Origin of the sequence: Pararhizobium sp., from assembly GCF_965279435.1 — a bacterium.
GTDB lineage: Bacteria > Pseudomonadota > Alphaproteobacteria > Rhizobiales > Rhizobiaceae > Pararhizobium.
The window spans coordinates 109,336-121,121 of sequence record NZ_CBDIHY010000002.1 but is presented as its reverse complement, the minus strand read 5'-3'; the positions used below and the strand labels follow the sequence as shown (position 1 = coordinate 121,121).

The window sequence follows — 11,786 nt, the reverse complement described above, 5'->3', positions numbered from 1 at the left end:
AGCCATGAAAATCGCAATCGGCGCCGACAGCGCAGGCAAGCCGCTTCTCGACATCATCGAAGCGCATCTCGCCACCAAGACCGGCCTTGAAGTCAGCAATCTGAGCCAGTCCGGCTTTTATGCCGACCTGTCCAAGGGCCTGGCCGAAACCATCGTCAACGGTCAGAACGACCGCGGTATCCTGATCTGCGGCACCGGCATTGGCGTCTCGATCTCCGCCAACAAGGTGCCGGGCATCCGCGCAGCCCTCACCCACGACACCTATTCGGCCGAGCGCGCCGCCAAGTCCAACAACGCCCAGATCATCACCATGGGCGCCCGCGTCATCGGGCCGGAACTGGCCAAGGCCATCGTCGACAAGTGGCTGGAATCCGAATTCGATCCGAACGGCTCGTCGGCCGGCAACGTCGAGGCCATCGACCGTCTCGACGCCGGCAAGTGACGCTGTGATCAAACCCTTTCCGCAGAATATGTAGATCCTCCCTCATGTCCTGCAGAATGAACGCCCGGCGAAAATGCCGGGCGTTTTTGTTTGCTGACAAAGTCATTTTCACCATTTGATGATCACTTGGGAAATTACGCGATTACCATATCTTCCGTCATCTCTGTCCTCGGGCTCGACCCGAGGGATGTCACAGAGATCCAGCCAGCCCAAGCCCTTGGTCTGAAAGAGTCTTTTGACCCGACAGACGTCGGCTCGGCAGATCACCGATTTCAGTGTTTGACAGCAGCCCGAACGCCCGGCGAAAATGTCCGGTGCCCTGTGCAGATCGTGCGAGGCGGCCGGGAGCTTTCGCGTCCAGTCTCAAAAACATGTTTTCCCCGACCGTCGGGGATATTCAAACGGGACGCTACATGTCCGCGCGTTGAAATCGAACAGTTTTTCCGAAATCATCATCCCCGCAAATCCCCGCCCTGAAAAACCGTGTGATGATCATGGTGTTCTGTCACGGATGCACCGCAAGACGTTTGCGGCGAGGCAGGGCTGGCGCTCCACGTAAAGCCTCGTGGTCTCCGATGAGGAGGCTGCGAACGTCAGGCGGACCGGAAGGAGAGCCCCCGGAAAATGGATTCCCCCTGTCCTTCTGGGGCGGGCGCATCTGTGTGATGCACATGCCGGGTCGAGACGCGTGATGTACCGGAACCGTGATGCTCAACGCCGGAACCGGAACCCTATGTCGCGACGATCGTCCCGGGTCAGAGAATCCGCAGTCGGGGTCTGTAGGGAGGAAAGCTCCCGAGAGAACGCCAAACGGGGCGCTGGAAAGCGTCAAACATATTTACTCATTAGAGGCGGTTTCCAGTGCCCCGTCCGATTGAGTGCATGCTTTTCAAACCCACGGCGGACACCGCGCGGGGATGTTTCCTGCTGCCGTCCCGATCAGCCGATACGAGGAAGAACCGGTATGCCCTATATCAAACCCCCGCCCCGCCGCATTTTTTTGGCAATGAGTCTCAAATCTGCACAAAACCGAAAGTGCGTTAATCTTCCCGCTCAAGTTTTTTCTTGACCCCATCGCAACCCTCGTTTCTGATCAGGTGCCAGCGCACAAGCGGCATTGATACGGAGGGGCCTATGTCATTCCTGCAATCGATTTTTCATCAATCTCCTGAAATTGCTCTGTTTCTATCATTGGCGGGCGGCTACTGGATCGGCAAATTCCAGTTCGGAAAATTCCAGCTCGGCGGTGTCGCCGGCTCGCTTCTGGTTGCGGTCGTGCTCAGCCAAATCGGCATCACCATCGACAATGGCATCAAGGCCGTTCTCTTCGCGCTGTTCATCTATGCTGTCGGCTTCGAGAGCGGGCCGCAGTTCTTCCGCTCACTCGGGCGCAAGTCGATCCGCGAGATCGTCATGGCCGGCGTCCTTGCCATCAGCGGGCTTTTAACCGTCGTTGTGCTGGCCAAGATGTTCGGTCTCGATAAGGGACTGGCTGCAGGCATCGCCGCCGGTGGTCTTACCCAATCGGCGATCATCGGCACTGCCAGTTCGGCAATCGGCAAGCTCGGTCTTGCCGCCGATGAGACGCAGCGCCTGCAGGCAAACGTCGCCATCGGCTATGCGGTCACCTATATTTTCGGCTCCTTCGGGGCGATCATCGTTTGCGTCAATATCCTGCCCTGGTTCATGGGCCGCAGCATTCGCGACGATGCTGTCAAGGCCGAAGCCGAAATGCTGGCCGGAGCCAAGGTCTATGGCCCCGGCGAGACCCCGGCCCTGCCCGATCTCGTCGGACGGCTGTTCCAGGTCAAGCAGGCTGCCGGCCGCACCATCGGCGAAATTGAGGCAGGCGCAACCGGGGCAGCCCTTGCCATAGAGCGGGTCAAACGCGGGGGCGCCATCATCGGTGTCGAGCCCGATCTCAAATTGCAAACCGATGACATCATCCTCGTCGTCGGCCGCCGCGCCGGCGTGGTCGGCATGGCAAACACGATCGGACCTGAAACCCAATCGTCCGACGGCATGGATATGGTCGTGGCAACACGGGACGTCGTCGTCGGCAACAAGGAGTTTGCCGGCAAAACGGTTGCCGAAATCATCGAGGCGACCAAGGAACTGCGCCATGGCGTTTTCGTTCTGCAGGTCAAACGTGGCGGCAATCCGCTGACGCTGGTGGCCGACACACGCATCGAGGCTGGTGACCTTGTCACCGTGCACGGGCTGCAGGAAGACCTGCAGCGCATCGCCAAGCGCGTCGGCACCGTGATCACCCCCAGCGACAAGACCGATTTCGTCTTTCACGGGCTGGGCATCGTTGTCGGCCTGCTCGTCGGGCTTGCGGTCATTCGCATCGGCTCCATCCCGCTGACACTTGGCAGCGGTGGTGGCGCCCTGCTCGCCGGTCTTGCGTTCGGCTGGTACCGCAGCCGCAACATGACGCTCGGCAACATGCCGACAGCAGCCTCGACACTTCTGCGCGATCTCGGTCTGGCCGGTTTCGTTGCCGTTGTCGGATTGCAATCGGGTCAGCAGGCCGTGCACACGATCGCTGCAAACGGCATTTCGATCTTCCTGATCGGCGTTGTCGTCACCATCCTGCCGCTGATCATCACCATGCTCGTCGGCCGCTATATCCTGCGCTACGACAACACCGCCATCTTCGCCGGCGCGCTTTCCGGGTCGCGCAGTGCCAACCCTGCCTTCGGGGAAATCCTCGACAAGGCTGGAAATACCGTCCCCACCACACCCTTCGCCATTACCTACGCGCTGGCCAACGTCTTCCTGACGCTGCTTGGCCCGCTCGTCGTCGCCTTCGTCTGATCCATGTGACTTAGCAAGGAGTGAAACCGATGACCGACTACAGCAGATTTGCGAAACTGAGCCCGTTCGAGCTCAAGGACGAACTGATCAAGCTGGCCTCTTCCCGTGAAAACCGGTTGATGCTGAATGCCGGCCGAGGCAACCCGAATTTCATGGCGACCCTGCCGCGCCGTGCCTTCTTCCGGCTCGGTCTGTTTGCAGCCTCCGAATCCGAGCTTTCCTATTCCTATATGCAGAAATGGATCGGTGGCCTCCCAAACATCGAGGGCATCGAGGCCCGCTTTGAGCGCTATACCACCGAAAACCGCGATCAGGCCGGCGTGGCCTTCCTGCAGCGAGCGCTTTCCTATGTACGCGACCAGCTCGGCCTTTCGGCCTCGGGCTTCCTGCACGAGATGGTCGAGGGCATCCTCGGCTGCAATTATCCCGTCCCGCCACGCATGTTGAAAATCAGCGAGGAGATCGTCAGCCACTATATCGTCAAGGAAATGGTCGGCGGTCATCTTCCTCCGAGCAGCATCGACGTCTTTGCGACAGAAGGCGGCACCGCGGCGATGACCTATGTCTTCAACACGTTGAAGCAAAACGGTATCGTAAAGCGCGGCGACAAGGTGGCGATCGGCATGCCGGTCTTCACGCCTTACATCGAAATCCCGGAGCTCGATGAGTACGGACTTGAGGAAGTGGCACTCAATGCCGATCCTGAAATGGGCTGGCAGTATCCGGATTCGGAAATCGAAAAGCTGCGCGATCCCGCCATCAAGGTGTTCTTCCTGATCAACCCCAGCAACCCGCCTTCGGTGAAGCTCGATCAACGCAGCCTCGACAAGATTGCAAAGATCGTCAAGGAAGAGCGTCAGGATCTGATCATTCTGACGGACGACGTCTACGGCACCTTCGCCGACGATTTCCAATCGATCTTCGCGATGTGCCCCAACAACACCATTCTCGTCTATTCCTATTCGAAGTATTTCGGTGCGACCGGCTGGCGCCTCGGCGTCATCGCCACGCAAAAGGAAAACGTTCTCGATACCAAGCTGAAGGCGCTTCCGAAAGACGCCAAGAAGGCTCTGGATCGCCGCTATGGATCGCTGCTGCCGGACGTCTCGACGCTGAAGTTCATCGACCGCCTCGTCGCCGACAGCCGCACCGTGGCGCTCAACCACACGGCCGGTCTTTCGACGCCGCAGCAGATCCAGATGGTGCTGTTTTCACTGTTTGCGCTTATGGACGAGAACGACAATTACAAGGCGACGCTGAAGAAGGTCATCCGCAAGCGCGAAGCGGCTCTCTACCGCGAACTTGGCGTGGAGCCAGAGCAGAACGAAAACTCCGTCGACTACTATACCCTGCTCGATCTCGAGGTAATTTCGCGTAAGCTCTACGGCGACGAATTTGCGAACTGGCTGAAGGGCGCCTTCGCCAATAATGAACTTTTGTTCCGCATCGCAGACGAGACCGGTATCGTGCTCCTGCCCGGCAAGGGCTTCGGTACGCAACAGGCCACCGGACGCGCTTCGCTCGCCAATCTCAACGAATTCGAATACGCCGCCATCGGCCGCTCGCTGCGCGCAATGGCCGATGAATATTATGCGCAGTTCAAGAGCAAGAAGTGACGGAGTAGGTCCTCGAAACGGCAAAAGGGCAGCTACCGCTGCCCTTTTTTGCGCCCCGATCGGAGGGGTCCAAGTCTCGGCATGTGTAACCGGACGGGGCCTGCGTGTCAGGAATTGAGAGTGTACCCATCCTGAGCTTCAGCAGCCAGGCGATCGGAATAGCGCCGCATCATCTCCACCTGGACTTCTGTCTGGAAAGACATGACCTGGTTGCGCACGGCTTCCTCAGAGCAGCCCAGATTGGTCAAGCGCTCCGCCAAGGCACGACACTCGGTTTTCCAGTACTGCAGAGCCTCGTCGCCATGGACATTTTCCAGCTCGCGGGCGCAACGTCTGATGGTGCTTGCCTGTCCCGACAGAGGGAACGGCACAACCCGGTCTTCCGTTTCCGAAAAACGCACATCCATCAACGCAGCACTCATCAGGCGGTTCTCCATGTTGGTGATTCTGATTTACAAAGCATATAGTTAACGCTTCGTATCCAGCGCCGGGCTTTGCCAATTTTAGCACCCAAAAAGCCGACATCGGGCGGGATAACGTGTCGATCCGGCCGAGCCAGTCGACAATGTCCAGCAACACGGTGAAGCCGCCCGCCAGCGTGCATACCGCTGCACTAAGCCCTCTCCGGCCCTACTCCCCTCCGCACCGTGGCGTCTTCTGTTTTCAAGGGGCACCGACAGGTGCCGATCGAAAGCGCCAACATCGGACAAGGTGACGCTTGCAAAAATCATCCATATGTGAAAATCTTCTTTACATAAGAAAACTGGAGGACGCACATGGACGACACTCATCCGGCAGCAATCTGCGCGGAGTTCACGCTATGAGCACCGCTGCGCCAACCGTCGGTGTTTCCTCGACCCATCCTTCGGACATGCCGACAGACCATGCTGCGCTGCCGGTCTGGAATGCTGAAAACTGGCTCTATGAAGATTGGCCGGTCGGCCAGCGCATTCGCTCTTTGCGGCGCACCATGGCCGAGGGTGACAGCCACATGTTCAACATGCTGGTCACCGACATTCATCCTTATGTGCAGGACCAGATGTTTGCCGAGCGCGAAGGCATTTTCGGCAAGCGGCTGATTGCCGGCGCGTTCGTGTTCTCGGCCGGCCTCGGGCTTGTCGCCACCAACTGCGTCAACGCCTTTTCCTATGGCTATGACAAACTGCGCTTCATCAAGCCAGTGTTCATCGGCGACACCATCTACACGATCCGCACCAACCTCGATAAGCGGCCGCGCTACAAGGACATGGGCCTGATCCGCGCCAGCTACGAGGTGTTCAAGGGCGAAGGCGAGCTGGTGCTCTACTGCGAGCATCTGCAGACCGTGAAATACAAGAACCCGGCCGATTTTGCCGGCAAGACGGAAAAACAATAATGTCAGCCGATACCGACCTTCCCCTCGCCGGCCTGATCGTCGTCGATCTCAGCCAGTTCCTGTCCGGTCCCTACTGCTCCCTGCGGCTGATGGATCTTGGCGCCCGGGTCATCAAGATCGAGCGGCCCGACGGCGGCGACCTGTCGCGGCGTCTCTATCTCAGCGACACCGAGATCGGCGGCGATTCCACCATCTTCCATGCGATCAACCGGGCCAAGGAAAGTCTTGCCATCGACCTAAAGGACGAAAAGGATCTCGCGGCGCTGCGGACCTTGCTCGGCAAGGCCGACGTCCTGATCCAGAACTTCCGGCCCGGCGTCATCGAACGGCTTGGGCTCGATTACGAGGCAGTCAAGGCAATCAACCCGCGCCTCGTCTACGCATCGATCAGCGGCTATGGCGAGGAAGGTCCCTGGGTCAAGCGGCCGGGACAGGACCTCTTGGCGCAGTCGCGTTCTGGCGTGATGTGGCTGAATGGCGATGAGAACCAGGGGCCCGTTCCGTTCGGTCTGGCGATCGGTGACATGCTGGCCGGGGCAGCCCTTGCCCAAGGCATTCTCGCAGCGCTCGTCCGGCGCAGCATCAAGGGCACCGGCAGCCATGTCGAGACCAGCCTGCTTGAAGCACTGGTCGATTTCCAGTTCGAGGTTTTGACGACCCATCTCAACGATGGCCGGCGGCTGCCGAAGCGGGCGAATTTCCGCAGCGCCCATGCCTATCTCTCGGCGCCTTATGGCGTCTATGCCGCGGCCGACGGCTATCTTGCCATCGCCATGACGCCGATCCCCAAGCTCGCCGACCTGCTCGGCATGGATGAGCTTGCGCCTTACCGCGACAACTCATCCACCTGGTTTACCGCCCGCGACGAGATCAAGGCGCTGATCGCCAAGCGCATCGCCACCAAGACAACCGATGAATGGCTGGCGATCCTCGAACCGGCAGATATCTGGTGCGCCCGCGTGCTGAACTGGAACGAGCTTCTGGAGAGCGAGGGCTTTCAGGTTCTCGACATGCTGCAGACGGTCACGCGCGAGGACAATATTTCGATCACGACGACCCGCTCGCCGCTCCGCGTCAACGGTGTGCGGGCCAAAGTCGATCGCGCCGCACCACGCATCGGCGAACACAGCCAGGCTATTCGCGATGAGTTCGGCCTATGACTGTCACACTCAAGGGCATGACCTGGAACCATCCGCGCGGCTACGATCCGATGGTCGCCTGCTCGAGCCGCTGGTTCGGCGAAACCGGCGTCAGGGTCGAATGGGAAAAACGTTCTCTGCAGGATTTCGAAACATTTCCTGTCGAGGAACTGGCGCGGCAATTCGATCTCATCGTCATCGATCACCCGCATGTCGGGCAGATCACCGATGAGAAATGCCTGCTGCCGCTAGATATTACCGGACGCGAAAGCGAGCGAACCGCATTAGCGGCCGCCAGCGTCGGGCAATCCTATCCGAGCTATACCTGGCAGGGCCGCCAATGGGCGTTCCCGATCGATGCGGCAACACAGGTGCAGGCCTGGCGGCCGGATTTGCAGGCCGCACCGCCCGCCAATTGGACAGAAGTGCTGGAGCTGGCACGGGCTGGGAAGGTCCTCATTCCGCTGCGCCCGCCCCATTCGCTGATGAGTTTTTACACGCTCAGCGGCAATCTCGGGCGGCCCTGCGCGGTCGAGGGTCCGGGCGAACTGATTGACATCGAGACCGGCATCCAAGTTTTCGAGATGCTGCGCGAGATCGCCGGTCTGGTCGATCCGGCCTGCTTCGAAATGGACCCGATCGCGGTGCTCGAACGCATGGCAGAACCGCGCACAACGGCCGTGGTGGCGCCGCTGATCTATGGTTATGTCAGCTATTCGGTGAAGGACTTCCGGCCGGGCCTCATCCACTTCGGTGATATTCCGCCAGCGGGTAAAAGCGGGCCCGTCGGCTCAGCGCTGGGTGGAACCGGCATTGCGGTCTCGGCTTTCTCCAAGAACCCGGACGCCGCCGTCGACTTTGCCTACTGGATCGCCAGCGGCGATGTCCAGAAAGCCGATTACGCCGCAGCGGGGGGACAGCCCGGCCACGCGGACGCGTGGAAAGATGCTGGCGTCAACCTCGCCACCGCCGACTTCTATTGCGCCACCCGCGCGACGCTCGATGGGGCCTGGGTCCGCCCGCGTCACGATGGTTACATGGCGTTCCAGCAATCGGCATCCGACCGCTTGAACGAAGGCCTGTTGCAGCGCCAACCTGGCAGGACGGTCGTCGGTGACCTCAACCGATTGTTTGCAGAGAGCTTTCGATAGAGGGAAGGCCGGCGGATAACGCCGGCCGGCCGTTTTAAAGGCGCCAAAGCCTTTTGGCATTGCCCGAGAGGAGCTTGTCACGCTCGCCTTGTGAACAACCAGTCAGCAGCGCGTGGGTCGCGGCCATCCAGGTCGACAGGCCACCACCCAGCGTGCAAACCGGCCAGTCGCTGCCCCAAACGACACGATCCCAGCCGAATTGCGCGATGGTGTGCTCGACATAGGGGCGAAGCGTCTCGACCGACCAGCTTTCCGCTTCGGCATAGGCGACGACGCCGGAAATCTTGGCAGTGACATTCTGGCGTTTGGCGATCTCGATCATATTGTCACGCCACGGCTGCACCGCGCCGGACGCGATGGCCGGGACGCCACAATGGTCGAGGATGAACTGAACGTCCGGTGCCAGATCGGCCAGCGCAATGGCTTTTGGGATCTGATGCGGCAGAACGCAAAGGTCGAAGGACAGGCCGGTTCCGTCAAGCCGTTTGATATTCTCGCGAAACAACGTGCCTTCCGACACATCATCGGGAACGACATGCAGCACGCGGCGGAAACCCCTGACGAACGGGTTTGCCTGTTGCCGCTCAAGATAGGCGGCAAAACCCGCGTCTTCCGGACGGCAGGCAGCGATTGCGCCGGCAATCAGGTTTTCGAGGCGTTTGGACAAATCCTGCACATAGTCGATCTCAGCTTCGACCTGCGCAGTAGCAACATCGACCTCCATATGAAGAGCAGCCTTGATGCCGCAACGTTTTGCCTCGGTCGCATAGGTTTCATAGAGAAAATCGCGATCCAGCGCGGGTACACCCGACAGCCACGGATAGGCAAGTGCTGCCCTGTCGATCAGATGCAAATGGGTGTCGATGATCATGGCTTGTGTCCTCCCCGGCGTCACAAATCAACTATTTCACACAAGAAGATATCATTCAAATAAGAATTTCAGCCTCTACGCGTGCCAAATCGATGCTCATTCCGCGTGGTTCACGTCCGATCCGGCCAGCAGCGAAAGCTGGGCCGCGGTCTTTTGCAGCAGCGCAATGCTCTCGGTGATATCCGGCGCTGACGGGGCGTTGACGAGTGCGATATAGGGGCAGGTCAATGCAGCAATGCCGCGACCGTCCGGCCCTAGGATCGGTGCAGATAGATTGTAAACGCCGGCGGTCTGGGCACTGGCCATCATTTCATAGCCACGCTGGCGGATGCGGTCGAGCCGTTCAAGGAAGTCATCAGACAGCGGTGGCTCCGACTGGCTTTTGACATGTTCGGAAATCATCATTTGGCGCTCTTCTTCACTGCGGAAGGCGAGTAGGACATGGCCCGATCCGGTATCAAACAGGCTGATATGCGAGCCGACCCGGATCGAGATGCCCCAGTAATCCGGGGCTTCCTGCTGGGCAATCACCACGGCAAAGCCACGGTCGAACACCGCCAGATGATTGGCCTGGCGGCTGCGCTGGGCAAGATCGCGCATCAGCGGCGTCGCATAGGATGCCAGCCGCCGCACCGGCGCATGCAGTTGCGCCAGGCCAAACAGCTTGAGCGTCAACGAGTAGCGGTCGCCATCGATCCGCGTGACGTAACCACGCCGTACCAGCCGGTCAAGCATGCGGTAGAACTCGTTCGGACTGCGCTCCAGCTTCTTGGAAATCTCTGCCTGCGTCAGGCCGCCGTCGACACCGGCCAGAAGCTCGAGAATATCTAGCCCTTTGTCGAGCGCCGGTGCGCGGTAACGATCGGATTCATCAGCGTCCATCGACACATCCCCCTGTAAATGAATTACTTCATATACGCATACGAGGCGCGCGACAAAGCAAAGTTGCGGCTTGACGCAAGGGTGCATTTGCTGTTTGTATATAAATCAATTCCTCACAAATGAGGAATTCCCGCCATTGGGAATGGTGTGGACGTGAGGAGGAGAAATCATGAACAAGCTGCTTTCCGGCGTATCAGCCGGAGTAATGTTGTTTGCCTGCTCGGTCGCGGCACAAGCCGCAGACCTGCCCGGCAAATTCGACGGCGTGACCATCGATGCGAAGCTCATCGGCGGTCAGCAATACGAAAAGCTCTATGAGCGCATCGGCGAGTGGGAAAAGGCGACAGGCGCCAAGGTCAATATCCTCTCGAAGAAGAACCATTTCGAGCTCGACAAGGAAATCAAGTCGGATATCGCCACGGGTGGCCTCAGCTGGTGCGTCGGCTCGAACCATTCGTCATTCGCGCCGCAATATCCGGATATCTACACCGACCTGACGCCGCTGATCCCGGCCGAGGAAATTGCCAAGTTCGTGCCGGCGCTAATTGCCGCCTCGACGCTTAACGGCAAGCTGGTGATGCTGCCGCGCGCCCAGTTCGACGTTTCGGCGCTGTATTACCAGAAGAGCCTCTACCAGGACGAAGCCAAGAAGACGGCGTTCAAGGCCAAGTATGGCTACGACCTGACACCGCCCGATACCTGGGCACAGGTCACCGACCAAGCCGAATTCTTCTCGTCGCCGCCGACCTTCTACGGCACGCAGTTTGCCGGCAAGGAAGAGGCGATCAACGGCCGCTTCTACGAAATGCTGGTTGCCGAAGGCGGCGAATATCTCGACAAGGACGGCCGCCCGGCCTTCAATTCGGACGCCGGCGTGCGCGCACTCGACTGGTTCGTCAATCTCTACAAGAACAAGGCCGTACCGGCCGGCACCACCAACTATCTCTGGGACGATCTCGGCCAGGGCTTCGCGTCCGGCTCGATCGCGCTTAATCTCGACTGGCCTGGCTGGGCAAGCTTCTTCAACGATCCGAAATCCTCCAAGGTTGCCGGTAATGTCGGCGTGAAGGTTCAGCCGGCCGGTTCGTCCGGCAAGCGCACCGGCTGGTCCGGTCACCATGGCTTCTCGGTCACGGAATCCTGCGCCAACAAGGAAGCCGCCGCATCGCTGGTCTGGTGGCTGACCAACGAAGACAGCCAGAAGCTGGAATCGGCGACCGGTCCGCTGCCGACACGCAGCGCCGTCTGGGATTTCAACATCAAGGCCGCCGAGGGCGACGCCTACAAGACCGAAGTGCTGCAGGCCTTCCAGGAAGCGGCAAAGCACGCCTTCCCGGTTCCGCAGACCGCCGAATGGATCGAGATTTCCAACTCGGTCTATCCGGAACTGCAGGCTGCGATCCTTGGCGACAAGACCTCCAAGCAGGCGCTTGATAGCGCTGCCGAAAAGGCCACGACCATCCTGCAGGATGCCGGCAAGCTTTGATCGA

General features: G+C 59.6%; 10 protein-coding genes. 7 read left to right on the top strand and 3 right to left on the bottom strand.

Features of this window, described 5'->3' with window-relative positions:
- Window positions 1-4 precede the first annotated feature (4 nt).
- The 3 genes from ACQY8Q_RS02120 to ACQY8Q_RS02110 all read left to right on the top strand — a co-directional run bounded on the left by ACQY8Q_RS02120 (window position 5) and on the right by ACQY8Q_RS02110 (window position 4,878).
- Window positions 5-442 carry an RpiB/LacA/LacB family sugar-phosphate isomerase gene (locus tag ACQY8Q_RS02120; protein WP_428424194.1) on the top strand — a complete coding sequence of 146 codons (438 nt, stop codon included), beginning with the start codon at window positions 5-7 and terminating at the stop codon, window positions 440-442.
- 1,134 nt (window positions 443-1,576) lie between these two features.
- The gene (gene aspT, locus ACQY8Q_RS02115; protein WP_428424192.1) at window positions 1,577-3,262 is read left to right on the top strand and encodes an aspartate-alanine antiporter; all 1,686 of its coding nucleotides are present in this window, start codon (window positions 1,577-1,579) and stop codon (window positions 3,260-3,262) included.
- A 29-nt stretch (window positions 3,263-3,291) separates the two neighbouring features.
- A complete protein-coding gene (locus ACQY8Q_RS02110; protein WP_428424190.1) occupies window positions 3,292-4,878 on the top strand; it encodes a bifunctional aspartate transaminase/aspartate 4-decarboxylase in 1,587 nt (528 codons plus the stop codon).
- Window positions 4,879-4,985: 107 nt separating this feature from the next.
- Here ACQY8Q_RS02110 and ACQY8Q_RS02105 read toward each other — a convergent pair whose 3' ends face one another.
- Window positions 4,986-5,300, bottom strand: a complete 315-nt coding sequence (locus ACQY8Q_RS02105; RefSeq protein ID WP_428424188.1) for a DUF6074 family protein — start codon at window positions 5,298-5,300, stop codon at window positions 4,986-4,988.
- Between the two features lie 398 nt (window positions 5,301-5,698).
- Between ACQY8Q_RS02105 and ACQY8Q_RS02100 the strand changes: the two genes are divergently transcribed.
- The 3 genes from ACQY8Q_RS02100 to ACQY8Q_RS02090 are packed head-to-tail and all read left to right on the top strand — an operon-like array spanning window position 5,699 to window position 8,543.
- Window positions 5,699-6,253, top strand: coding sequence for a MaoC family dehydratase (locus tag ACQY8Q_RS02100; RefSeq protein ID WP_428424186.1), 555 nt, complete (start codon window positions 5,699-5,701; stop codon window positions 6,251-6,253).
- Window positions 6,253-7,413, top strand: coding sequence for a CaiB/BaiF CoA transferase family protein (locus ACQY8Q_RS02095; RefSeq protein WP_428424184.1), 1,161 nt, complete (start codon window positions 6,253-6,255; stop codon window positions 7,411-7,413). Before ACQY8Q_RS02100 ends, ACQY8Q_RS02095 begins: the two co-directional genes overlap by 1 nt.
- Window positions 7,410-8,543, top strand: coding sequence for an extracellular solute-binding protein (locus ACQY8Q_RS02090; RefSeq protein ID WP_428424182.1), 1,134 nt, complete (start codon window positions 7,410-7,412; stop codon window positions 8,541-8,543). Before ACQY8Q_RS02095 ends, ACQY8Q_RS02090 begins: the two co-directional genes overlap by 4 nt.
- A 34-nt stretch (window positions 8,544-8,577) precedes the next feature.
- Here ACQY8Q_RS02090 and ACQY8Q_RS02085 read toward each other — a convergent pair whose 3' ends face one another.
- Window positions 8,578-9,414 (bottom strand): amidohydrolase family protein, encoded by an 837-nt coding sequence (locus ACQY8Q_RS02085; RefSeq protein ID WP_428424180.1) that lies wholly within the window; start codon window positions 9,412-9,414, stop codon window positions 8,578-8,580.
- A 96-nt stretch (window positions 9,415-9,510) separates the two neighbouring features.
- Window positions 9,511-10,296, bottom strand: a complete 786-nt coding sequence (locus ACQY8Q_RS02080; protein ID WP_428424178.1) for an IclR family transcriptional regulator — start codon at window positions 10,294-10,296, stop codon at window positions 9,511-9,513.
- Between the two features lie 169 nt (window positions 10,297-10,465).
- On the opposite strand from ACQY8Q_RS02080, the gene ACQY8Q_RS02075 reads away from it, so the two are divergent.
- Window positions 10,466-11,782, top strand: coding sequence for an ABC transporter substrate-binding protein (locus tag ACQY8Q_RS02075; RefSeq protein WP_428424176.1), 1,317 nt, complete (start codon window positions 10,466-10,468; stop codon window positions 11,780-11,782).
- Window positions 11,783-11,786: the final 4 nt, after the last annotated feature.

Excerpts from the sequence above, each read along its gene's own strand:
- aspT (WP_428424192.1), top strand. The coding sequence starts at position 1,577 with ATGTCATTCCTGCAATCGATTTTTCATCAATCTCCTGAAATTGCTCTG.
- ACQY8Q_RS02095 (WP_428424184.1), top strand. The coding sequence starts at position 6,253 with ATGTCAGCCGATACCGACCTTCCCCTCGCCGGCCTGATCGTCGTCGAT.
- ACQY8Q_RS02080 (WP_428424178.1), bottom strand. The coding sequence starts at position 10,296 with ATGGACGCTGATGAATCCGATCGTTACCGCGCACCGGCGCTCGACAAA.
- ACQY8Q_RS02100 (WP_428424186.1), top strand. The coding sequence starts at position 5,699 with ATGAGCACCGCTGCGCCAACCGTCGGTGTTTCCTCGACCCATCCTTCG.
- ACQY8Q_RS02120 (WP_428424194.1), top strand. The coding sequence starts at position 5 with ATGAAAATCGCAATCGGCGCCGACAGCGCAGGCAAGCCGCTTCTCGAC.
- ACQY8Q_RS02085 (WP_428424180.1), bottom strand. The coding sequence starts at position 9,414 with ATGATCATCGACACCCATTTGCATCTGATCGACAGGGCAGCACTTGCC.
- ACQY8Q_RS02110 (WP_428424190.1), top strand. The coding sequence starts at position 3,292 with ATGACCGACTACAGCAGATTTGCGAAACTGAGCCCGTTCGAGCTCAAG.
- ACQY8Q_RS02075 (WP_428424176.1), top strand. The coding sequence starts at position 10,466 with ATGAACAAGCTGCTTTCCGGCGTATCAGCCGGAGTAATGTTGTTTGCC.
- ACQY8Q_RS02090 (WP_428424182.1), top strand. The coding sequence starts at position 7,410 with ATGACTGTCACACTCAAGGGCATGACCTGGAACCATCCGCGCGGCTAC.
- ACQY8Q_RS02105 (WP_428424188.1), bottom strand. The coding sequence starts at position 5,300 with ATGAGTGCTGCGTTGATGGATGTGCGTTTTTCGGAAACGGAAGACCGG.